Below are 23,438 nucleotides of genomic sequence, written 5' to 3'. Positions count from 1 at the left end.
CTTACGCGGGCCCAACCACATGTTTCACTTCGAGGTAAGCGCTTAAGCCATAGGGGCCAAGTTCACGACCAATGCCGCTACGCTTGAAGCCGCCCCAGGCGGTTTCAGGCAGCACCAGCTGCTCGCTGTTGTACCAAATGCTACCGGCTTTTAGCTGGCGACCAATGCGTTTTGCCCGCTCGGGGTCACCGCTAATCACCGTCGCCGCTAATCCATAAGCGCTATCGTTGGCGAGTGTAATCGCCTCTTCTTCGCTGGTAACGCTGCGCGCGCAAAGTACTGGGCCGAAGATTTCTTCTTGCCACAGGCGACTTTCCAACGGCACATCGCGGTAAAGCGTCGGCGCTAAAAAGTAGCCATGCGTGGGCAGCGTGCGATGGGTAATATCGCGCACGGCCGTCAGGCCTTCTTGTTCAGCCAAGTCTAAATAGCGCTGTACCGCATCGCGCTGCTTAGCGCTGGTCATTGGCCCTAAGTCAGTGCCTTCAGCAAGTGGGTCGCCTAAGGTTAGCGCATCCATACGCTCCGCCAGGGCGATATAGAGTGCTTCTGCCACGTTTTCATGCACCAGTAAGCGCGAAGTCGCTGAACAGATTTGCCCAGCATTAAAGTAGATACCCGCCATTACCCAGTCGGCAGCTTGGGCTGGGTCGGCATCTTCCATTACCAGAATCGGCGATTTTCCACCTAGCTCTAAAGAGACACTGGCGGTGCGAGCAGCAGCGGCTTGCATAACAGCTTCGCCGACTCGATTACTGCCGGTAAAAGAGATTTTATCAACACCTGGGTGATTGGTTAGCGGTGCGCCAATGCCCTCGCCGTCACCATTAAGCAGGTTCAACACACCCGCAGGCAGGCCAATTTCCAGGGCAATTTCTGCCAGCGCCAACTCGGGGAGCGGCGTTACCTCTGACGGCTTGAGCACTGCGGTACAGCCTGCCGCCAACGCGGGCGCCAGTTTCCAGGCGCTTGTCACCAGCGGGAAGTTCCAAGGCGCAATCAGCCCAACGACGCCCACCGGATCATGATACGTACGCGCCTCAACGCCCTCCATTTCCACACTGACCAGTTCACCCTGGCGAGCATCTAACGCCCTGGCCTGCTGGGCGTAATAGCGGTGACAGGCAATCGCATCGTCCAGGTCAATGCCTGCTTCAGCGAGGGGTTTGCCATTATTAGTGGCTGACAGAGTGATAAGCGCTTCTCGGCGAGCCTCCAACGCATCGGCAAAGCTATCTAGGTACTTTGCACGCGCAGCTCCACCCAGCGCTTGCCAAGCAGGTAGCGCTTGCTGAGCGGCTTTAACGGCAGCGTCGACATCTGCCGCGTCCCCCGCTGTGACCTGAGCAATACGTTCTTCGCGATAAGGGTTCATCACATCAAGCAGGCGCGTGCCTGCCGAGGCAACCCATTGGTTGTTGATGAACTGCTGATTGATCAATTGCTGGTTGGGTAACGACATCTACGTATCCTGGTCGGAAATGCTGCACGCACGCTGCCAAGCAGCCGCGTCTATTTCAATGAGTAACGGGCCATTTGAGGCACGCTTAGCGAGTGAGTCTGCAAGTTCCTCAGGGCTTTCTACCCGTACGCTTTGGCAACCAAACCCTTCGGCCAAGGTAAGAAAGTTGGGGGCTTGAATGTCCACGCCCAACCGCGCCACACCATTGGCATCCATATAGCGGCGAATTTCTTCATAGCCTGCGTTATGCCACAGCACAATCACCACCGGCAGGCGTTCCTCTACTGCGGTAGCAAGCTCAGAAAGGGTGAACATCACCCCACCATCACCGACGAGCGCCACCACAGGTAAATCAGCACGAGCTAACTGTGCACCTAATGCAGCCGGTAACCCATAGCCCAAAGTGCCGTAGCCGGTAGAGGCATTGAAGTAGCGCCTTGGCGCTGGCTGGCTGACTAAGTGGTTGCCTGCATACACCGGCGCGGTGGAGTCACCCACCAAAATCGCCTCAGGCAAGTAGTCTGCTAGGGTTTTATAAAGCGGTACGAAGTCGCTAAAAGCCGGATCATTAACCAAATTCAGCGCACCCAAAGCCGCCGACGTTCGCTCAATACCGCTGCGTTTCAATGGGTCGGGAAAGTGAGCGAGTAGAAGCTCTAAGCTACGCCCAGCATCGCCGACTAGCCCTAGCGTTACACGCTGGTTACGCACCAGTTGTTCGGGATCAAGGTCAATACGAATCAGCTTGCCGTTGAGGTGAAAGCCACCGTCAAACACAACGTCGTAGTCGGTCTCGCCAAGCTCGGTACCCACCGCCAAAATCACATCTGCGTTGGCCGCCAGTTCGCGCACCGCTGGCAGGGCGGCATTAGCACCCAAATCCAGCGGGTGGTCGCGGCCTAGTAGCCCTTTGGCGTTGATAGTCGTCACCGTGGGGGCATCAAGTTTTTCCACTAATGCTCGCGCTGCGTCTGGCGCTGCAACGCAGCCACCACCCAGAAGCACCAAGGGTTGCTTGGCTGATTTTAATAAACGAGCCGCTTCCGCAAGCCCCATTGGGTCAGGTGCTGCTCGGTAAAGCGTTGGCGCTTGCCAACTGGCCGGCACCTTCACCGGCGCATTGAACAGATCAATCGGAATTTCAAGATGCACTGGGCCTGGGCGCGCACCATTGAAGATGGCAAAGGCGCGGGCCAGCACGTCGGGTAGCGTATTGGCATCTAATAGCGTATGGCTAAACCGCGCTACGCCACTGATCATCTGCTGCTGGCTGGGAAGCTCATGCAGCCGACCTTGGCCTAGCCCCAGCGTATCCCGACGGCTAACACTAGAGATCACCAACATGGGGATAGAGTCTGCTAATGCTTGGCCCATGGCAGTGGCAATATTGGTCATCCCTGGGCCAGTGATAATCAGGCATACCCCAGGCTGACCGCTGGCACGAGCATAGCCGTCAGCCATAAACCCTGCGCCCTGCTCATGGCGCGGGGTTATATGCTGCACATTGCTATCTTCAAGCCCACGATAGAGCTCTACGGTATGCACGCCGGGGATGCCAAACACCGCCTGCACGCCATAAGTATCGCGCAGTAAGCGTATCAACAGTTCCGCGCAGGTCATGGTTGATTGATTGCGCATTGCGTCATTGCTCATTCTGGGCCCTCTCAGAAGAAAAATGTATGGGCCATAAAGGCGATAATAGGCAACGTAATGGCTGTGCGAAGTAAGAAAACGGCGGCTAGTTCCCAAAGCTTAATAGGGATTTTTGATTTAAGTAGCAGTGCGCCAATTTCTGACATATACACCAGCTGCGTCATCGACAAGCAAGCGATCACAAAGCGGGTCAGCTCGCTTTCAATGTTTGTCGCGAGTACCGCCGGTAAGAACATATCGGCAAACCCGACCAGCGTGGCAGGGGCAGCCGCTTGCGCTTCAGGAATACGCAGCAACTCAAGCACAGGCACCATGGGGTAGGAAAGCCAGGTAAACAGCGGAGTAAACTCGGCTAAAATTAGCGCGACAGTGCCGATGGCAAATACCAGAGGCAGCAGTGTCAGAAAGATATCAATCACGTTGAGTAGCGCTAAACGCACCAACTCTTTTGGCCCTGGGGCATCCGCTGCCCGGCGAGTTGCCTGTAGCAAGCTGTAACGAAGCAGCCCTACATTTTCTGTGCGCTTCTCGCTTAACTGGCAGCCGACTGGCTCATAGTAGTCGTTAGATTTTAGCGATAGCGGCGGAATCCGCGCCACAATAATGGCAGCGATCAACCCTGATACCACTACCGTAAAGTAGAACTGCACGAAGAGATGATTGATATCAACAAAGTTCGTAACCAGTAGACTGAATGCGATGGAAGCCACTGAAAAGTTAGTTGCAATGACCGATGCCTCGCGGCCATTGTAATACCCCTGCTCATACTGCTGAGCGGTGATCAATACACCCACAGTGCCTGACCCCATCCAAGAAGCCGTCGCATCGATAGCACTGCGCCCCGGGAGATTAAAAATTACCCGAAACGGCTTACGCACCATGGTGCCGATAAACTCCATAAAGCCGAATTCGACCAAAAACGGTAGGAGAATCGCCGCAAAGAAGAAGAACGTCAGTAGCACCGGTGCCAAATCATTGAGCATTACGCCGCCAGTAAACGGCGCCGTTACAAATTCGGGGCCGACCTGGAAAAACGTCATGACGACAAAAATCGCACCTAATATGCGCATCACTACCCAGATAGTGTCTACGTCAAACATATCGTGAAAGTGACCTCGTTGTGCCCAGTTAGGCTTCGCCACTTTTACATAAAGCGTTATCACTACGGATAAACATAGTACTAGCATGGCAATGGCGGGTAGTGCAGAGCCAAGCAGGGACTGCAGTCCATCGGCCATCAATCCCATACCAATATTAATCGATCCTCCTACTTGAAAAGGCACCAAAAACAAAAGGACGCCAATCAACGATGGAATTAGAAACTTCAGCAAATGAGCGCGATGGATTGGAGCCGATGGATCGGCGTCATCCAATTTTACTTGGGAGTAAGACATTTCTTTCACCTATTGGAAGTGATTATTAGAGGTGGGCTGGTGGCGTCCGAGGGGAAGCAGTGCTTCCCTGTAAGCTCTTATAATTAGCGCCTTGTTAGACCGACGCTTTGGTAACTAGCGTTAGCTTGCTTGGTTAATCACTGTGCTTTACGCCCGGCAGCACGCAGAGCATTTCGTACAGCAGTGTGGCGCCCATCAATGCGGTATTACCGCTGGGATCATAAGGAGGCGATACTTCCACTAAGTCACAGCCGACGATGTTCAAGCCTGCCGCACCGCGCACAATTTCCAGCCCTTGGGCTGAGGTCAGTCCGCCCATCTCTACCGTTCCCGTTCCTGGTGCAACGGAAGGATCCAAACCATCGATATCGAAGCTGATATAAACAGGCACATCGCCCATCTGCTCGCGCACTTCTTCCATCAAGGGAGCCAGCGAGCGATACCAGCACTCTTCAGCGGGAACAACGCGGAAACCCTGATTTCGGCACCAATCAAAATCTTCAGCGGCGTAACCGGTACCACGAAGGCCGATTTGCACCACTTTGCCGTGGGCTAACAGGCCTTCTTCCTGGGCGCGGCGAAACGGCGTGCCATGGGCAATCGGCTCACCAAACATGTGCTCGTTCACATCGGCATGGGCATCAATATGGATCAGCCCCACCGGCCCATGCTTTTTGGCAATGGCGCGTAAAATGGGCAGTGTCAGGGTGTGTTCGCCACCCAGCGTTAACGGAATGCAGTTGTGTTTAAGCACGTCATCATAAAAGGCGGTGATGATGTCGACGCTTTTGGGCAGGTGAAACGTGTTGATGGGCACGTCGCCTATATCAGCCACTTGTAAACTTTCAAACGGCGCGGCGCGGGTCGCCATGTTATAGGGCCGAAGCATACGAGATTCATCACGAATCTGGCGGGGGCCAAGACGCGTACCAGGACGGTTAGACGTACCAATATCCATTGGAATACCAATAAACGCAGCATCTAAACCAGCAGCGCTTTCCTGAGCGGGTAAACGCATCATGGTGGCAGGGCCACCAAAGCGCGGCATGCTATTGCCCCCGAGCGGCTGATTAAAGTCAGACATACAGATCTCCTTGGCGTTGTTCATGTTGTAGCGCTGTCGTGCGTACTGATAACGACTACGTTGCACAGACCATGCCAAGTCCCTGAACGCCCTAATAATAGGGCATTCAGGCATTATCGATGCAGTAATGAATTAAAATCACGTACACTTAAGTCATCTATGCATCATCGATGCAAAAATGCATTAAAGGTTATTCGAGAGACAATCGCTGTGAGTGAAATCGATAAGTGCGTGCTAAAAACCATTGTGGAAACCGCTAACGACCACTTCTTTATCGTCAGCGGAGAGGGCCAAGTACTTGATATCAGTCCCGGCGCTGAAGCCGTTTACGGCGCGCCCCGGGAAGAGCTGCTAGGCAGTAGCGTTTACCAGCTTCAGCAAAAAGGCATCTTGAAGCCATCCATCACCTTAGAAGTGATGCGCACCCAACAGCCAGCGCAACTAATGCAGGTAACGGGCACCGGTCGCCGTGTGATTGCTGAAGCCTACCCTGTCTTTGTGAATGGAAAATTAGAGCGTGTTATTAGCCGTTCCAGAGACTTAACTGATCTACAGCTCCTGCAAGATGAATACGCACTACTCCAGAAGCGCTTTAGTGAACACTTAAAGCGCAGCCAAGCAGCCCCCGATGCCGAGGAACAAGCGCTGGACGATGCGTTGGATAACCTGCAGGCGAGAAGCCACGTTATGCGTGAAGTCGCCTTGCTTCTCAAGCGAGTTGCACCTTCAGATGCCAATGTATTGATGCTGGGAGAGTCGGGCGTGGGGAAAACCGCGTTTGCCAAACAGCTGCACCGCTGGAGTCAACGCAGTAATAGCCCCTTTATTGAGGTTAACTGTGCGGCCATTCCCGAAAATTTATTTGAGTCTGAGATGTTTGGCTATCAGCCAGGCGCATTCAGCGGCGCAGCTCGCCAAGGAAAAGCTGGCTTACTAGAACAAGCGGAAGGCGGCACGCTGTTTCTGGATGAAATTGGTGAGCTTCCCTTATTAATGCAAACCAAACTGCTAAAAGTCATCCAGGACGGAAGCCTTACCCGGCTAGGTGATACGAGGCCACGCAAAGTGGACTTTCGCTTAGTCGTCGCCACGAATCAGAATTTAGCTAAACAAGTAGAAGCGGGGCTATTTCGTCTGGACCTTTACTACCGTCTCAACGTCATACCGGTCACGCTTCCCCCTTTGCGCGACCGCCGAGAAGATATCCCCGACCTCGTGGAAGCCTGCTTGGAACGCCTTAACCAACGCTACGGGCGGCAAAAAATTCTGGGTAATCAAGTATGGTCAACGTTGATGGGAAGCGACTGGCCAGGCAACGTTCGCGAGCTTGAAAACTGGCTAGAGAGAGCTTGGCTATCCAGCCCTACCGATCAAATTGAAGCACCTAATCTCCATCCCTATAAGGAGCAGCCTCAAGCTCATCTGCCGAATATCCCAGCATCCTCATCGGCAGCACCTTTAGCGCCGGATGAAACCCTAAAGCAGTACCTCGCCAGGCTGGAGCGCGACACACTGGAGGCATTGAGCAAAACGCTCCCCAGCACGTATGCCATCGCTGAGCGGCTGGGGATTAGCCAATCCAGCGTGGTGCGCAGGCTGCAGCGTTATGGCATTAAAATCACCGCCTAACGCTTGGGTTGACACATCCCCGCCATATAAGCGTCATACAACCGCAACACCTTCCTCGCACTCTTAAACGTCGTTACTGATTGCGAGTGAAGGGGTTTATGAACCAATCGCGTATCCGCCTGGAGCGCGTCTCCAAACGTTGGGGCGCGACCACCGCTGTCGATGACATCTCATTCGATGTCACACCAGGGCAGTTTGTTATTTTGCTGGGGCCATCGGGCTGCGGCAAATCTACCACGCTGCGTATGGTTGCTGGCCTGGAAGAAGCCAGCAGCGGGCAAATTCATATTGGCGAGTGCGATGTTACCCGCCTTCCCCCCGGTGACCGCGGGCTGAGCATGGTATTTCAGTCTTATGCGCTGTTCCCGCATTTGAGCGTTGCCGACAATATCGTTTTTGGCCTACGCAGCCGCAAGGTACCTAAAGCCGAACAGCGCCAACGGTTAGCGAACGTCGCAGAACTGGTTGACCTGGCTGACTACTTAAACCGCAAACCTGCCCAGCTTTCTGGTGGCCAACGCCAGCGTGTGGCGTTGGCCCGCGCGATCATTTCTGAACACCCGATCTGCTTGATGGATGAGCCACTTTCCAACCTGGATGCACGGCTGCGTAGTGATATGCGTCGGGAAATTAAAGCGCTGCAAAGCCGCTTAACTATGACGGTGATTTACGTTACTCACGACCAAGTGGAGGCCATGAGCATGGGCGATCGTGTGATTTTGATGCAGCAAGGAAAAATCGTTCAAGACGGCACACCTGATGAGCTCTACAACCGTCCAGCCAGCACTTTCGCCGCTAGTTTCATTGGTAGCCCAGCGATGAATCTACTGCCACTGGTACAAGGTGAACAAGGCGCCGTCATTGAGGGCGAGCCAACGACGCCGATCGCTCCCTTAGAAGCTGCGGGCGGACAGTTGGGCGTGCGGCCAGAAGATATCGAGCTACGCCCCGCCACTGAACCCGGCGTTCCCGCGACAGTGGTGAGCAAAGAGTACCTAGGTGCGGACACTATTGCCCATGTGGCGGTGGGGGCGCACACCTTACGCGTTCGGATTAGCGGCAAACACGCTTTATCCGACTCGACCTGCCGTCTTTACTGGCCAGTAGCAAGCGCACACTTTTTCGATGCTCACGGTACACGGCGAGACGACCTCATGATGAGCCCGCTTACGTCGACACACCGAACCGTTCCTCGTCCACCTGCGGTGGGCTCTTTCCAACACTGACAGCAGTATTGACACTTGTGGAGCCGTTTATGCGTTTACGTATTCCTTTCGCTATGACCACCCTGGCAGCAGGTCTATTAAGTGCTGCTCACGTTAATGCGAACAGCGTTGATCTCACTATGTATTACCCCGTTTCGGTGGGCGGTGCACTCACCGACGTGGTAGATAATTTAGTGGCGGAGTTTGAAAGCGAGCATCCGGATATCAACGTAGAAGCGATCTATGCCGGCAACTATGACGACACTCGCGTGCGCGCGATGTCTGCCATTGAAGCAGGCGATACACCGCAACTATCCGTACTGTTTTCTATCGATCTTTACGAGTTAATTGAGCAAAACGCCATTGTTGCTTTCGACGACTTGGTCGAAACCGATGAAGAGCGCGAATGGCTCAATAGCTTCTACCCAGGGCTGATGGAAAACGGCCAGTTGGATGGCAAAACCTACGGCATCCCCTTCCAGCGCTCCACCATAGTGCTGTTCTGGAACAAAGACGCCTTTGAAGCGGCAGGCCTTGACCCTGAAACACCTCCAGAAAACTGGCAAGAGATGGCCGACATGGCCACTACCGTGCGCGAAGCCTCTAATGGTGAGCAGTGGGGCGTGATGGTGCCGTCGACTGGCTACCCCTACTGGATGTTCCAGGCTTTCGCTTTTCAAAATGGTCACCGATTAATGAGTGACGATGGCACCGAGGTATATTTTAACGACCCCGCCGCCATTGAAGCACTTGAGTATTGGGTGTCGCTGTCCACGGAACACGAAGCGATGCCAAGCGGCACCATTGAGTGGGGCACTCTACGTCAGAACTTCCTTGAACAGTCTACCGCGATGATGTGGCACACCACCGGTAACCTAACCGCTGTGCGCAGTGACGCAACGTTTGATTTTGGTGTCGCCATGCTGCCAATGAGCACCCAGCGCGGCAGCCCTACCGGCGGTGGCAACTTCTACATTTTTGAAGATACAAGCGAAGAAGAGCAGCGCGCAGCGATGACCTTTATTCGCTGGATGACCGCTCCCGAGCGCGCTGCCGCCTGGTCGATTGAAACCGGCTACATGGGCGTTAGCCCCGCCGCTTACGAAACTGACGCACTACAACGTTATGTGGAAGAGTTTCCACCGGCAGCGGTCGCCCGCGACCAGTTGGAACATGGCACGGCGGAACTTTCTACTTACCAGGGTGGCCGTATTCGCCGCGCACTGGATAACGCTGTTCAAGCGGCACTCACTGGCCAACTATCTCCAGAAGAAGCGCTGAACCAAGCGCAGCAAGAAGCCGATAGCGTGCTGCGCCGCTACGCCCGCTAACGCACTTCATCGTTCCGTTCGCCGGGGTTTGCCCCGGCGCTTCCAACGTGCGGTATTTCATTATGTCTTTTACCGACCACCGCAAAATGCAGCTTTATGGCGCTCTGTTGCTGTTACCCGCCGCCATCCTGCTAGCCACTTTTGCTTACCTGCCCACCATCGCCACGGTGGTCAACAGCTTATTTTTACCCGGTTTTCGCGGTGCGCCTACGCAATTTGTAGGGCTAGAAAACTACCACGTATTGTTTGACGACCCGACGTTTTGGAAGGTCGCCCGTAACAACCTACTCTATGCGCTAGGTACAATTCCTACGTCCATCGCGCTGGCGTTGGCGATGGCACTGTTTGTAAATGGTAAATTGCGCGGGCGTGGCTTTGTGAGGATGGCTTATTTTACCCCCACCATTTTGCCAATGATCGCCGCCGCCAATATCTGGATGTTCTTCTACGCGCCGCAGATTGGCCTGTTCAACACGTTGCTCGGCGCACTAGGGTTTTCCAGCGTGAACTGGCTTGGCGACCCAAGCGTGGCGCTTGGGTCTGTGATTGTAATGTCGATATGGAAGGAAGCCGGCTTTTTTATGATTTTTTATCTGGCGGCGTTACAGGGGATTCCGCCAGAACTGAAGGAGGCTTCTGACCTGGAAGGCACCAGTCGCTGGAGTTTTTTCTGGCGGGTGACATTTCCACTGTTAATGCCCACCACGCTGTTTGTATTGATCAACGCCCTGATTAATGCGGTACGGGTCGTCGATCACCTGTTTATTTTGACCAAGGGCGGCCCGAACAACGCCACTAACCTGCTGCTTTATTACGTCTACGAGAACGCGTTCTCCTTCTTCGATCGCACCATGGCGGCCACCATCACCGTGGTCATTTTGCTGGTGCTTGCGGTGGTGGCCACGCTGAAGTTCACGGTTCTCGACCGCAGGACACACTACCAATGAGCTCAACCTCATCGCCTTCAACACCATACCTGACACGCGCGCGCTTTTTTTCAGTGCCATCGCTTGAAACCATAGCGGCTTGGCTGCTGGCGCTCATTTGGATTTTTCCGTTGCTGTACGCATGTTGGGCGGCGTTTCATCCGACCGCCTACATGGTGCGCTTTGATTTATTTGCGCCGCTAACGCTAGATAACTTTAAAAACGCCTGGGCCCAGGCCCCTTTTGCTCGCTATTACCTAAACACCTTCATGCTGGTCACCGGGGTGGTGCTCGCTCAGTTTATCGTGTGTACCTTGGCAGCATTTGCCTTTGCGCGTTTTCCAATTCCCGGCAAGAACCTGCTGTTTATGCTGGTGCTGATTCAACTCTTCGTGTTTCCCGAAGTGCTAATTGTCGAGAACTACCGCATCGCTAGTGAACTTGGGTTGATCAATACCATTACTGGTATCGGCTTGCCCTACGTGGCCAGTGCCTTTGGTATTTTCTTGCTGCGCCAAACCTTTAAAACGATTCCCCGAGAGCTAGAAGACGCAGCACGTATTGAGGGCTGCAACTGGCTCGAAATTCTTTGGAAAGTATACGTTCCCCTGGCCAAGCCTACTTACCTTGCTTACGGATTGGTCTCCATCAGCCACCACTGGAACAACTTCCTGTGGCCACTGGTTGTGACCAATTCGGTAGAGAGCCGCCCGCTAACGGTAGGATTAGGGGTGTTTTCCGCGCCAGAAACCGGCGTGAACTGGGCTACCGTGAGCGCCGCCACGCTATTAAGCATCGCCCCGCTGCTCATCGCCTTTCTGCTCTTCCAACGCCAGTTCGTGCAGTCGTTCTTAAGGGCCGGTATTCGTTAAGCTCAAATGGTCGCTATTTTAAAAAATCGCTCACTTGGCGTAATCTATAGGCAAGCGAGGAGGAAAAATAGATGGCTATTCAGCAAAAAACAGCCGATAAACGCCGCAATATGGGGGCCGCAGCGATGCGTACTTACCCCAATATTTCACGAGCATGGGGGCTGAAAGAGAGTCAGGCAGCGTTGCTACTAGGAGTTCCTGACTCTACCTACCGCCGTTGGAAACAGTCACCTGAGCAGGCGCGGCTTGATGCAAATCATCTGGAGCGCATGTCGTTGATCCTCGGCATATATAAAGCGCTGCATATCCTCCTCCCTAATACAGAAGCTGCTAATAGCTGGCTTCAGAGAGCTAACAACAATCCTCTGTTTTCAGGTCACTCGCCAATGGAGCGCCTGCTCAGCGGGCAAGTGTCTGATCTTTATGTTGTTCGCCAGCATTTGGATGCAGCGCGCGGAGGAAGCCATGCATGACCTATTCATTGAGCGAGGTTATATGGCGACCCAGTTACCGCGTCATTCCTTCACGCTTTCCACCAATTGATTTATTTGAGGGGGTAAACACTAGCACCGATGACTGGGAGCTACTCAACGAGTTAGAGGGTGAAACCTCGGCACGGCTGCGAGAGGAAGCTGGTGCTATTCACCTAGTCCGTGATGAAGATCGCCGCTATGGTCAAGGCTGGACACCCGTCATGGCCGCCTTCTGCCACTTCCCCGCCACCGGCTCGCGGTTTAGCGATGGCACCTTTGGCGCCTACTACTGCGCGCTAACGGAAGCCACCGCCATTGCCGAGACCTGTCATCACGCCGAGCGTTTTATGCGTGAGTCAAATGAACCACCCATGATGCTTCAGCAGCGTGTTTATCTGTCGGATTTAACGGGTGAATTGATTGATTTACGTGGTCACAACACTGCCCAGACGCTTCTCATGCCGGATAGCTGGGAAGCCGGGCAACGCTTTGGCCGAGAAGCATGGGGAAACCAAGTCGATGGCATTGTTTACCCCAGCGTGCGTGATCCTGAAGGCGAGTGTGCGGCGGTTTTGCGGCCACCCGTACTTGCCGCAACACGCCAAGGGAAACACCTTGGCTACGACTGGGATGGGCAGCAAATCCGCCATGTTTATGAGCTAACGCTGCTGGGTTAGCAACGAACGTAACGGCTACCACTACTGCTAACCGCGCCCCTGGCAGTGTTCCCCTCGCGCTATCGCGGCAGCATCGAAGGTGCCCGTGTCTAACACCCAGGCGGTGACAAGCGCGGCGGGTGTCACGTCAAAGGCAGGGTTCCACACGGGAGCATTTTCGGGCGCCCAGACGACATCACCAAAAGCGCCGGAAGCGCCACGGATTTCTGCCGCATCGCGCTGTTCAATTGGAATATCGCCGCCTGACGCGCAGGCGGGATCGACGGTGGTGTAGGGTGCGACCACGTAAAACGGCACGTTATGGTAGTGAGCGGCAACGGCGAGCATGTAGGTGCCCACTTTGTTGGCGAAGTCACCATTGGCGCAAATCCTGTCGGCACCGACCATGACTTTATCGACTTTCCCTGCCGCCATTAAGCTCGCGGCCATGCTGTCAGCAATCAATTGATAGGGAATACCTAAGTCGGCCATTTCCCAAGCGGTTAAGCGGCCACCCTGGAGCAATGGACGTGTTTCATCCACATACACATGCAGCTCCACACCGCGCTGCTGGGCAACTGCCAGCGCGCCAATGGCGGTGCCAACGCCTGCGGTGGCAAGCGCCCCGGTATTGCAGTGGGTCAAAACACGATCACCCGATTGCAAAAGGTCTGCCCCCCGCCCGGCCATGCGTTGGCAAAGCGCACGGTCTTCTGCAAACAATTCAGCGGCGCGCTCAGCCAGGGCGGCAGCCCCTTGCTCGAAGCAGGCTTCCATGGCATCCAGGCAATACATCAGGTTCACTGCGGTGGGTCGCGTGGCACGTAAGCGGTCACTGACGGATTGCCAGCTACCTTGCGGATGGCGCGCAGCAGTCTGCGCCAGCACAAAGGCAGCGCTCAAGCCAATCAGTGGCGCACCGCGAATCGCTAGATTTTTCACCGCATGCTGCCACTCTTCTGGCGAGTCACAGCGCACCCACTGCTCCGCCTGGGGCAGCTGGGTTTGATCCAAATACTCAAGGTAGTCGACATAGACCCGTAAACTGCGTGACTGTAAGTGTGGCATTGATGGACTCCTTGAGCACTTGAACTTGACTTGCAGAACAACGGCGCGGCTTATCAGGCGCGAAGCTTATCATATAGAATGGCTGCCACTAGAAGAGGCGACGCAGATCCTATGATGACGCTACAAACTGAACTGCTGGCCGCCATTTCATGGGCGGCGCAGCAAGGCTGGACACCCGCCACCGGCGGAAACTTTTCCGCCCGTACCGAAGCGGGCTATTTGGTCACCGCTTCCGGGCGCGATAAGACCCGTATTCAGGCCGATGACCTGCTGCTGTGCGACCTGGATGGCAAAGTGCTATCAGGCGATGGTAAGCCAAGTGCAGAAAGTGATCTCCATGCTGCGCTCTATCGCTTAGACGCATCGATTAACTGCGTGCTGCATACCCATACCCTAGCCAGCACCGTGCTGTCGCGGCGCTTTCCAAACGGCATTGAGCTAAGCGGCTTCGAGATGCAAAAAGCCCTGCAGGGCAACGTGACCCATGATGCGACTATTCGCCTACCTGTAGTGCCAAATTCCCAAAATATGGACGAGCTAGCGGAGCATGTACGCAGCGGCTGGCCGATGCCCTGGGGCTTTTTGGTAGCAGGGCACGGTATCTACGCCGTGGGCGATAGCATCGCTAGTTGCCGCCGGCACTTGGAAGCCATTGAATTTTTACTGTCCTGTGTACTTGAAGAGAGCCGGTGGTCTAAATGAGTAACCCAGCTGTTCGCGCCGTTGTAACCGATATTGAAGGCACCACCACGGATATTAACTTCGTGCATAAGGTGCTGTTTCCCTACGCCCAGGCCAAGCTACCCGACTTTCTACGCGCGAATGCAGGCACACCTGCGGTTGCCGAGCAGATTAACGCGGTACGCCGTGACATGGGTGACGCTGATGCCACGCTGGATGCTGTCATTGCTCAGTTACTGCACTGGATCGAGACCGACCAAAAGGTCACGCCGCTGAAAGCACTGCAAGGCATGGTGTGGGCGGACGGCTATCAGCGTGGCGATTTTAAAGGCCACCTGTATAGTGACGTCGCCCCGGCGCTGCGCCAGTGGCAGCAGGCAGGCAAAGCGCTCTACGTGTATTCGTCAGGTTCTGTGCAGGCGCAGAAGCTGCTGTTTGGCTACAGCGATGAAGGCGACTTAACCCCCCTGTTTAGCGGCTACTTCGACACCCATATTGGCCATAAGCGCGAAGCCACGGCCTATCAGCGTATTATCGCTGAGCTTGATCTACCGCCCGAGGCAGTGCTGTTTCTGTCTGACGTGGTAGAAGAGCTGGACGCCGCCAAGCAAGCGGGCATGCAAACCCTGCAGTTAGTTCGCGAAGGCACCCAGGCGGGCAACACCCACGCTTGCGTTACTCGCTTTGATGAAATCGCTGTTTAGCCTTTACTGCCGCCACCTTTAAGGAGAGCCTAGAATGTCGCAACTGAAAGTATTTGCAGATCAAAATCCTAACGACGCCCTACTGGACATCACTGACGGCGAACAGATAACTGCTGAGCTGAGCAAGGTGGGTGTACTGTTTGAGCGCTGGGCAACGCCGGGCGAGATTGCCGACGATGCCACCCAGGAAGACATTTTGGCGCTCTACCAAGACGATATCGACCGCGTAAAGGCCATGGGCGGCTACCAAACCGTTGATGTACTGCACATGGTGCCCACGCACCCAGACAAAGAGGCCATGCGCCAGAAGTTCTTAAACGAACACCGCCATCACGAAGACGAAGTGCGCTTCTTCGTTAAAGGCCAAGGGCTTTTCTGCCTGCATATTGAAGACAAGGTGTATCAGGTGCTGTGTACCCGCAATGACCTGATCAGCGTACCCGCGAATACGCCCCATTGGTTCGATATGGGCCCAGCGCCAGAATTTACTGCGCTGCGCTTCTTCGATAACGTTGAAGGCTGGGTGCCTCACTGGACAGAGAGCGATATCGCCGGGAAGTTTGACCGCCTGGATCAGCTGTAAGCTGTGAAGAACGCCGCCCGCGGGTGCCTCATACGCTCGTCCCTCGCGAGATTCGTTACACCGCGCTACGGGGCTTAACGATAATTGAGTTGGGCTCATTATGTAGCGCGGCGTAAGCGTCAGCGCACCCGCGGAAGCAGCGCGCTAGCGGTGCCGAAGGTGGCACCGAGGCCGGATCAGGCGCGGGGGCATTATCCAGGCGGCTGGCGCCGCCGTCGCGGGTGCCTCATACGCTCGTCCCTCGCGAGATTCGTTACATCGCGCTACGGGGCTTAACGATAATTGAGTTGGGCTCATTATGTAGCGCGGCGTAAGCGTCAGCGCACCCGCGGAAGCAGCGCGCTAGCGGTGCCGAAGGTGGCACCGAGGCCGGATCAAGGCGGCTGGCGCCGCCGTCGCGGGTGCCTCATACGCTCGTCCCTCGCGAGATTCGTTACACCGCGCTACGGGGCTTAACGATAGTTGAGTTGGCTCATTATGTAGCGCGGCGTAAGCGTCAGCGCACCCGCGAAGCAACGCGCCAGCGTTGCCGAAGTTGGCACTGTGGCCAAATCAGCCACGGTGCCATTATCGCGCAGTCCGTTATACCGAGAGGGGTAAGCGCTTATAACACCTCTTGCTGGTTATACGTCTTGGCAAGCTCCGCCAGCGCGGCAAGATCACAGTAAGCCTCAGGCTCCATTATTAGCGTTTGGCCCATCAGCACATTGCGTGCTTCAAGCTTAGCGCGAAGGGCGGTGTCTTCGATCTCTTCAAAGTCAGCGTTATGGGCCAACGATAAAACGCGACGGTGCATTTCAATACCGCAGTAGGCCAGCGCATCCAGACGGATCTCTTCCAGTAAGGCATCACAGGCGTCATCGGCACTATTGCCCTGGGCTTCAAACAGCGCCTTCGGAAACAGAATGCCGGTGCGCTCGGTTTGCCACAGGTGGCGGAACTCCGCGTCAAAGTGGGTAAAGCACGCTTCAATCACATCAAGAATCCACGCCTGATACTCATCAAGTTCACTTGCTTGGCGGTGAGCAGGCTGGCTGAAATAGGCCATTAGGAAGTTGGCAACGGCCATGCCTAGGTCAAAAGCCATGGGGCCATACTGGGAAAACTCGGGATCAATCACCCGCACATCTGACTCGGTGGCCATAATTGACCCAGAGTGCAAATCACCGTGCAGCATGGTTTCGGTATTCGCGGTGAACTTCATCAACAACCGCTGCACCTTAGCTTTTAAGCGCGTATTACGGCGCAGCTCATCCACAACCGGCGAAAGTTCCGGCGTATGACGGTTCATTTCGGCGCCATAATAAGGATCGGTAAACACCAGGGATTCGGTAATCGCAGGAATCGCCACGTTGCCTGAAAAAAGCCCCACATCGGCTTTCTTCTCAGGGCTGTTTAACGAGAGCTCCGAGCCACGAAACGCCATGCGCGCACAGAATTCACCGATGGTTTCGCCAAGCTGTGTAACCCGCTCACCGCTGATCAGCTTGCGGCGCAAAATCGTGTGCGGATAAAGGTACTCCATGACAATCAGCGCTTGGGGCTTATCGAAATAAAACACCTCTGGCGCGATGCCAGGCGCACGCTGAGCTTGGCGTACCAGAGCGTAGTATTCAAAGTGGGCACGGTAAAGCGGCAGCGGCCAGCTCTCGCCTACCATACGAACATAAGGCAGCGCTTGTTTTACCACCACGCTGCCCACACTCCCCGAAACAATAAAGACCAAATTTAGGTTGCCATCCCCTACTTCGCGAATCTGCCACTGCCCAGGGTTGCCGCCCACTCGGCTTGCCACTTCTTCTACCTCACCTAGCCGCTGCGCCAGGGTATCGACATCCAGTGCTTGATAGGGCTGCTCGTGTGCCACTATTTGATTCCTCACGAAAAATGATGCTTGTTTGTCATACCCCAGCAGGGTTGTCAAATGCCCTTATTTAAAAGACATCAACTTCATTAGTAAGCTTTAAACCACGGCCTAATAACAACGAACATGCCTTGAAAGGGAGTTAACACAAAAATCTCACCCCCTGGGCGGCCAAAGGGCTGCGCAGTCTATCGGGTAGTGGGCTATCGGTAATCACTGCATGGTAGTCAGCAAGCTCGCCAGCGGCACAGCGCAGCGGCAGGTCGAATTTGGTTTTATCCAGCACCAGGATGCGGTATGCGGCATGGGATAGCAGCGCTTCACGGGCCATGACCTCGTCATCATTGTAGTCATATAAATGGCCATGACTGTCCATACCGCCAACTGAGACAATACCGACATCCACTCGGTAGCGCTGAAAAAAGCGACAGGCATCGCCGCCAATCACATCTTGATCACGGCGCCGTACACGCCCACCCGCCACCACCAGCTCACACTCCATGGTGCATAATTTGATGAGTGCATGCAGATTATTGGTCATAATCTGCAGACCTTGTTTATCGCGCAAGGCGTCGGCCAGCTGCTCTACCGTGGTGCCCGTACCTAAAAATAGCGATTGATGATGCTGAACCAGCGAAGCGGCCTGTCGGGCAATCTGGCGCTTACCCGCTTGATTAACGATTTGGCGCTGATCGTAGCCAATATTTTCCTGATCAGGAAATGGCAGCACTTCCCCGTGGCGACGCAATACCAGCCCTTGCTCCGCCAAGACACGAACATCCCCGCGTAATGTTTGTACCGACACATCAAACTGGCTAGCCAGCGATTCCAGGGGCTGGCGTCCTTGCTGGCGAACCTGCGCCAACACGGCACGGCGGCGCTCGTTTAAGCCCAATATTTTCTTCACGTTAGCGACCACCTGAGTAACGAAAGCGTTTTTTTGACAGGCGAAAGCCTATCGCTATCAAACGAAAGCGTAGTGTCACGATGTTGTAAGCCGATGACAGTAGTGTGATCAGTGTTCACCTACTGGAGGTTTTACGATGTTGAAGCGCTCACTGTGCACTGCCGTTACGCTTGCAAGCTTTGCTCTATCGTCGTCGCTGCTTGCTGATGACAAACTGGTGCTTTATACCAGCCAACCGAATAGCGACGCCCAGCAAACCGTGGATGCCTTTCAGGCAGCCTATCCTGATATTGAGGTGGAGTGGGTCCGCGATGGCACCACTCGCCTGATGACGCGCCTACGCTCCGAGCTTTCCGCTGGCGTTAGTAACCCAGACGTACTGTTAATTGCTGACAGCATGACCATGACCTCACTCAAGCAAGAGGGCCATTTACAGTCTTACCTCAGCCCAGAGCGGGAGGCTTATGATGAGGCGCTATACGATCCCGAAGGCTACTTCTACGGCACCAAACTGATCACCACCGGGATTGTGTATAACACCGCTGCCGAGCATCAGCCGCAGCGTTGGCAAGATCTGACGGGGCCTGACTATGAAGGCCTTGTAACAATGCCAAGTCCGCTCTATTCCGGCGCAGCGCTTATTCATATGGCAGCGCTGAGCGACCACCCCGATCTTGGAATGGGCTACTACGAGGCGCTGCAAGCTAATCGTGCAGAAGCTCAGGGCGGTAATGGCGGCGTTTTCAATGCCGTTGCCTCAGGCACGAAGCCCTACGGCATCGTGGTCGATTTCCTGCCGATTCGTGAGGCCGCTAAGGGCTCGCCGGTTGAATTTGTTTTCCCCGAAGAGGGCGTGAGCGCGGTCACCGAGCCCGTCGCGATTATGCAGGGTGCCAACAATCTGGACGCCGCACATAAATTTGTCGATTTCGTACTTTCCCAACAAGGCCAAGAACTTGTTAGCCAGCAAGGCTACCTGCCCGCCCACCCGGCTGTTACGCCGCCTGAAGGCTTTCCTGCTCGTGACGCTATTCAGCTAATGCCGATCAATATTGAGCAAGCGCTGGAACAGGAAGAAACATTGAAACAGCGCTTTAGCGACCTGTTTGGCGGCTAATCATGACACCGTCGCTTAACGTTGGCAGCCAGCACCGCTGGCTGCTCAGCCTAATCACGCTCACGGTGGTGCTGTTAAGCCTAGCGCCCAGTTTGCGGCTACTCGTCGAGGCGCTTAGCGACCTTGGCCAAGGTAGCGAATCACCGCTATGGAAGGTGCTCAACGCGGCGAGTACTTGGCGAGCGTTGTGGCACAGTGTGTATACCTCGGGCCTTGGCATGTTGATTGCCTTGGTGTTGGGCAGCCTGTTCGCCTTCGTGATTACGCTGACCGATATCCGTGGCAAAGCGTGGCTCGTGTTCTGCTTTATGCTGCCGATGATGATTCCACCACAAGTGACGGCGCTGAGCTGGCTACAGCTGTTCGGCCCCGCCAGCCCGTTGCTGAAAAGCATTGGTATGGCACCACCGCTGGGCAGCCCCCAGCCACTCTACTCGGCGGAAGGCATTGCTCTGTTGTTGGGGATTCAAAGCGCACCGCTGGTCTTTTTAGCGCTGCGCACCTCTCTGATCTCGCTGCCCCGCGAGCTTATCGAAGCGGCCCGCATCAGTGGCGCACGCCAAGCCCAAGTTTGGGGGCAGATTATTTTGCCAGTCACTCGGCACGGCTTAATTGCCGGGGCTGCGATGGCGTTTATTTCTAGCCTGGGTAACTTCGGCATTCCTGCCATGCTGGGAATTCCAGCGGGCTACTATGTTTTGCCGACGCTGATCTACCAGCGTATGGCTAGCTTTGGTACTGGCGTGCTGGCGGAAATGGCGGCGCTCTCGTTACTGATTGGTGTGCTGGCACTGGCAGGGGTTGCCTTGCAGCAATACTGGATGAACCGCAGCCGCTTTGGCTTAGGCGGCCACAGTGGCCGCTCACATGACTTTACGCTGGGCCGTTTTCGGCCAGTGGTGACGACCGTACTCGTCGGCGTTTTATTGGTGATTCTCGTCGCGCCACTCGCAGCGCTGGTGGTCAGTTCCTTGGTGCCCGCCATGGGCGTTCCTCTTAGCGTCGATAGCGTGACATTAAACGCCTATCACGAAGTGATTGGCCGCCAAGGAGCCACCTGGCGCGCCGTGCGCAACAGCCTATGGCTAGCAGGCGGTGCCGCGCTGGTGCTTATGCTGTGCAGCCTGCCGCTAGCATATCGCCTGCAGCGGCTCCCTCCCCGACTCCAGCAGCTCACGCTCAGCGCTATTGAGCTGCCCTACGCACTGCCCGGCGTGGTGCTGGCGATCGCCTGCATTTTGCTGTTCGTGCGCCCGTTGCCGCTGATCAACGTAGCGCTCTACGGCACGCTCGGGCTGATCTTTGTGGCCTATCTGGCGCGTTTTTTAGTGGTATGCCTCAAACCCGTTAGTGCCAGCCTGGCACAGATTGATCCCTCCTTGGAAGAAGCTGCACAACTGGCGGGGGCAGGCCCTTGGCGGCGGCTAACCACGATCGTACTGCCGCTAATTGCACCATCGCTCTTTGCAGGCGGGCTGTTGGTTTTTTTGCTGGCGGTGAACGAGCTAACGGTATCGGCACTGCTTTGGAGCGCCGGTAACGAAACGCTGGGCGTATTGATTTTTAACCTTGATGAGGGCGGTGAAAGCGTACTGGCGTCTGCGGTATCGGTACTGGTGGTCGTCATGGTCGCCTCGCTAATGCTGTCGCTCAGCCTGCTTGCCCCTCGTTTACCCAAAGGAGTCGTGCCATGGCAGGGCTAGCGATTCAACAGGTCACCAAACAGTTTGGCGACCATAGCGCGGTCAATGATCTCTCGCTAGAGATTGCACCAGGGGAGTTTGTGGCACTGCTGGGCCCTAGCGGCTGCGGTAAAACCACCATGTTGCGTATGCTAGCGGGGTTCGAAAACGTGACGGGTGGCGAAATACGCCTGAACGATACGCTGCTAGCCAGTCGCCATCACCATGTGCCCCCAGAACAGCGCAACATGGCGATGGTCTTTCAGTCATACGCGCTTTGGCCGCATATGAACGTGGCCGACAACGTCGGTTACCCACTCAAACTGCGCCGCATTCAGGGCAGTGAGTATCAACGCCGAGTTGCTCATGCGCTGGCACAGGTAGCCTTGGAACCCTATGCACAGCGTTCGCCACAGGAGCTTAGCGGTGGTCAGCGCCAACGGGTCGCGCTAGCCCGCTGCCTAGTGACTGACCCTGCGGTTGTGTTATTGGATGAACCGCTGGCCAATCTAGACCGTAATCTACGTGCCTCTATGGAACACAGCTTTGTGGATTTCCACCGCCGTACCCACGCAACAATGGTGTACGTCACCCACGACCAAAGTGAAGCCATGGCGATGGCGGACCGCATTGCCGTAATGCGCGACGGTGAGCTAGTCCAGTGGGCAACGCCTGAAACGCTTTATCGCGAACCGCGCAGCGAGTGGGTGGCAAGCTTTATCGGCCAAGGTAGCCAGTTGGCCATTGCCAACGGTGCGCCAGGGCAGCGGTTGACGGAAAGCGCCCTAATGCAAGGGCTGGCCGCAGCACACAGCACCCAGCCTGCACGCCAACCTGTATTAGTTCGCCCCGAGCATATTCGCGTAGACACCCAAGCCCCCAATCAACACGACCTTACCGGGCGCGTCGAGCGGCTAACCTTTCGTGGTGAACGCTATGAGTTGCACCTGCGCCTACCCAGCGGTGAAGCCTTGCTGGCTTACCACCACTGTGCGCTTGAAGAGGGCCAGCAAGTCGCTCTGCGACTACTAGAAGGCTGGTGCCTGGAGCCTGACCAATGAGCACCCATATTCATCTATTAAGCGGGTTGGGTGATAAAGGCCCTGCGGCTATCGTGGTCGAAACCAACGGAAAGCGGCTGCTGCTGGACGCCGGTGGAGCGCTGCACCCTGGGGAATCTATCACCTGGGCAGGTGGCTTAGACGTAGACGCTATGCTGATTAGTCACGACCATATTGACCATATCGGCGGCGTTGCCGAACTGCCCGAGACCATCCCGCTCTACTGCACGCCCTTAGTCGCTAACGCACTGCCTAAGCACCGCGCTTGGCAGCCTTTGCCAGCACGCGGAAGCCTGATGGTCGAAGGTATCAAAGTGACCACCGGCCAAGCGGGGCACTCGCTGGGTGGCGTTTGGCTGCACTTAGACGTGGATGGCGGCATTTTCTACAGCGGCGATGCCTGTTTTGAATCCCGCTTGTTTCCCTTTGATACGCCGCCAGCAGCTCACACTGCGCTACTAGATGGTTCCTACGGCAATTACGACCAGCCCCAGGAAAACTGTCTGCAGGCGATTTGCCAGCAGCTTGAACAGCCGTTGGTATTACCGGTGCCTGAAACGGGGCGCGCTCTGGAAATGGCGCTGTGGCTGTCGGAAGAGGCCGACCGCCGTCAGCTCCCTTTCGCCATTGACCCGATTATTCGCGACAACCTCGCCGCACTGCTAGCACTGCCAAGCGACTTACGTCGCCCTGGTCTCGACAGTGCGATTAGCGCACTGCTAAAACGACAGAGTGCTTCGCAGCCAGTGCTGCGGCTGGTCAGCGATCGCAATGATACGCCCGACCAATGGCCCAATTACCAGCTACTGCACACCGGCTATTTAACGCCTGAACGTCAAGCCCAGCTTGCCGCAGGCGAGGTGCGCTGGCAGCGCTGGAATGTGCACCTGCGTGCATCGCATCTAGTAGCGCTTGCCGACCAGCTAAGGGCCACTCAGGTAGTCCCGCTCTTTACCCCGCTCACTGGTAACTGCTTAAGCGATTGGCAACAACGCCTGGGGCAGCGGCTGTGTACCCACCGCTCCCTAGAGATTCATCCGCATACGGCCGGACGCTCTACCGCCCATTTAACCGTTTAGGAAATTA

At 55.5% G+C, this 23,438-nt stretch carries 21 protein-coding genes; 14 read left to right on the top strand and 7 right to left on the bottom strand.

Annotated elements, in window-relative coordinates:
- Position 1: 1 nt before the first annotated feature.
- From M0220_RS08800 to speB, 4 genes are all read right to left on the bottom strand, one after another.
- Positions 2 to 1,462: an aldehyde dehydrogenase family protein gene (locus M0220_RS08800; RefSeq protein ID WP_264019170.1), complete on the bottom strand. Its 1,461-nt coding sequence runs from the start codon at positions 1,460 to 1,462 to the stop codon at positions 2 to 4.
- A complete protein-coding gene (locus M0220_RS08795) occupies positions 1,463 to 3,115 on the bottom strand; it encodes a 5-guanidino-2-oxopentanoate decarboxylase (RefSeq protein ID WP_264019169.1) in 1,653 nt (550 codons plus the stop codon). It lies immediately after the preceding gene.
- Positions 3,116 to 3,126: 11 nt separating this feature from the next.
- Positions 3,127 to 4,509 (bottom strand): YjiH family protein, encoded by a 1,383-nt coding sequence (locus M0220_RS08790; protein WP_030071247.1) that lies wholly within the window; start codon positions 4,507 to 4,509, stop codon positions 3,127 to 3,129.
- A 133-nt stretch (positions 4,510 to 4,642) separates the two neighbouring features.
- A complete protein-coding gene (gene speB, locus M0220_RS08785) occupies positions 4,643 to 5,593 on the bottom strand; it encodes an agmatinase (protein ID WP_030071249.1) in 951 nt (316 codons plus the stop codon).
- 210 nt (positions 5,594 to 5,803) lie between these two features.
- Between speB and M0220_RS08780 the strand changes: the two genes are divergently transcribed.
- From M0220_RS08780 to M0220_RS08750, 7 genes are all read left to right on the top strand, one after another.
- Positions 5,804 to 7,222 carry a sigma-54 interaction domain-containing protein gene (locus M0220_RS08780; protein ID WP_264019168.1) on the top strand — a complete coding sequence of 473 codons (1,419 nt, stop codon included), beginning with the start codon at positions 5,804 to 5,806 and terminating at the stop codon, positions 7,220 to 7,222.
- Positions 7,223 to 7,320: 98 nt separating this feature from the next.
- Complete coding sequence (locus tag M0220_RS08775; RefSeq protein ID WP_264019167.1) at positions 7,321 to 8,448, top strand: ABC transporter ATP-binding protein; 1,128 nt, start codon at positions 7,321 to 7,323, stop codon at positions 8,446 to 8,448.
- A 29-nt stretch (positions 8,449 to 8,477) separates the two neighbouring features.
- On the top strand, positions 8,478 to 9,758 hold the full coding sequence (locus M0220_RS08770; protein ID WP_264019166.1) for an ABC transporter substrate-binding protein: 1,281 nt from the start codon (positions 8,478 to 8,480) through the stop codon (positions 9,756 to 9,758).
- A 62-nt stretch (positions 9,759 to 9,820) separates the two neighbouring features.
- Positions 9,821 to 10,705, top strand: a complete 885-nt coding sequence (locus M0220_RS08765; RefSeq protein WP_264019165.1) for a carbohydrate ABC transporter permease — start codon at positions 9,821 to 9,823, stop codon at positions 10,703 to 10,705.
- A complete protein-coding gene (locus tag M0220_RS08760) occupies positions 10,702 to 11,556 on the top strand; it encodes a carbohydrate ABC transporter permease (RefSeq protein ID WP_264019164.1) in 855 nt (284 codons plus the stop codon). The genes M0220_RS08765 and M0220_RS08760 overlap by 4 nt, the downstream gene beginning before the upstream one ends.
- A 71-nt stretch (positions 11,557 to 11,627) precedes the next feature.
- Positions 11,628 to 12,029, top strand: coding sequence for an MbcA/ParS/Xre antitoxin family protein (locus tag M0220_RS08755; RefSeq protein ID WP_030071259.1), 402 nt, complete (start codon positions 11,628 to 11,630; stop codon positions 12,027 to 12,029).
- Entirely contained in the window at positions 12,026 to 12,706 is a 681-nt protein-coding gene (locus tag M0220_RS08750; RefSeq protein WP_030071261.1) for an RES family NAD+ phosphorylase, read from the top strand. The genes M0220_RS08755 and M0220_RS08750 overlap by 4 nt, the downstream gene beginning before the upstream one ends.
- A gap of 27 nt (positions 12,707 to 12,733) precedes the next feature.
- Here the strand turns inward: M0220_RS08750 and mtnA are convergent, their stop codons facing one another.
- Positions 12,734 to 13,753 carry an S-methyl-5-thioribose-1-phosphate isomerase gene (gene mtnA, locus M0220_RS08745; protein WP_264019163.1) on the bottom strand — a complete coding sequence of 340 codons (1,020 nt, stop codon included), beginning with the start codon at positions 13,751 to 13,753 and terminating at the stop codon, positions 12,734 to 12,736.
- A gap of 111 nt (positions 13,754 to 13,864) precedes the next feature.
- Here mtnA and mtnB point away from each other — a divergent pair, with 111 nt between their 5' ends.
- From mtnB to M0220_RS08730, 3 genes are read left to right on the top strand one after another with little or no spacing between them, the layout of a single operon-like run.
- Complete coding sequence (mtnB, locus tag M0220_RS08740) at positions 13,865 to 14,455, top strand: methylthioribulose 1-phosphate dehydratase (RefSeq protein ID WP_264019162.1); 591 nt, start codon at positions 13,865 to 13,867, stop codon at positions 14,453 to 14,455.
- The gene (gene mtnC / locus M0220_RS08735) at positions 14,452 to 15,138 is read left to right on the top strand and encodes an acireductone synthase (protein WP_264019161.1); all 687 of its coding nucleotides are present in this window, start codon (positions 14,452 to 14,454) and stop codon (positions 15,136 to 15,138) included. Before mtnB ends, mtnC begins: the two co-directional genes overlap by 4 nt.
- 34 nt (positions 15,139 to 15,172) lie before the next feature.
- A complete protein-coding gene (locus tag M0220_RS08730) occupies positions 15,173 to 15,721 on the top strand; it encodes a 1,2-dihydroxy-3-keto-5-methylthiopentene dioxygenase (RefSeq protein ID WP_030071273.1) in 549 nt (182 codons plus the stop codon).
- 604 nt (positions 15,722 to 16,325) lie between these two features.
- Here M0220_RS08730 and mtnK read toward each other — a convergent pair.
- Together mtnK and M0220_RS08720 are read right to left on the bottom strand one after the other, a co-directional pair.
- Complete coding sequence (gene mtnK, locus M0220_RS08725; RefSeq protein ID WP_264019160.1) at positions 16,326 to 17,588, bottom strand: S-methyl-5-thioribose kinase; 1,263 nt, start codon at positions 17,586 to 17,588, stop codon at positions 16,326 to 16,328.
- Positions 17,589 to 17,727: 139 nt separating this feature from the next.
- Positions 17,728 to 18,480, bottom strand: coding sequence for a DeoR/GlpR family DNA-binding transcription regulator (locus M0220_RS08720; RefSeq protein WP_035536469.1), 753 nt, complete (start codon positions 18,478 to 18,480; stop codon positions 17,728 to 17,730).
- A 148-nt stretch (positions 18,481 to 18,628) separates the two neighbouring features.
- Here M0220_RS08720 and M0220_RS08715 point away from each other — a divergent pair, with 148 nt between their 5' ends.
- From M0220_RS08715 to M0220_RS08700, 4 genes are read left to right on the top strand one after another with little or no spacing between them, the layout of a single operon-like run.
- Positions 18,629 to 19,609 carry an ABC transporter substrate-binding protein gene (locus M0220_RS08715; protein ID WP_264019159.1) on the top strand — a complete coding sequence of 327 codons (981 nt, stop codon included), beginning with the start codon at positions 18,629 to 18,631 and terminating at the stop codon, positions 19,607 to 19,609.
- A gap of 2 nt (positions 19,610 to 19,611) precedes the next feature.
- Positions 19,612 to 21,312 carry an ABC transporter permease gene (locus M0220_RS08710; RefSeq protein WP_264019158.1) on the top strand — a complete coding sequence of 567 codons (1,701 nt, stop codon included), beginning with the start codon at positions 19,612 to 19,614 and terminating at the stop codon, positions 21,310 to 21,312.
- The gene (locus tag M0220_RS08705; RefSeq protein ID WP_264019157.1) at positions 21,300 to 22,352 is read left to right on the top strand and encodes an ABC transporter ATP-binding protein; all 1,053 of its coding nucleotides are present in this window, start codon (positions 21,300 to 21,302) and stop codon (positions 22,350 to 22,352) included. The genes M0220_RS08710 and M0220_RS08705 overlap by 13 nt, the downstream gene beginning before the upstream one ends.
- Entirely contained in the window at positions 22,349 to 23,431 is a 1,083-nt protein-coding gene (locus M0220_RS08700) for an MBL fold metallo-hydrolase (protein ID WP_264019156.1), read from the top strand. The genes M0220_RS08705 and M0220_RS08700 overlap by 4 nt, the downstream gene beginning before the upstream one ends.
- Positions 23,432 to 23,438 lie beyond the last annotated feature (7 nt).

Source organism: Halomonas qinghailakensis (genome assembly GCF_025820815.1).
Taxonomy (GTDB): domain Bacteria; phylum Pseudomonadota; class Gammaproteobacteria; order Pseudomonadales; family Halomonadaceae; genus Vreelandella; species Vreelandella qaidamensis.
Note: the sequence above shows the minus strand (reverse complement) of the source record. Positions and strands in the feature narration are given on the sequence as shown.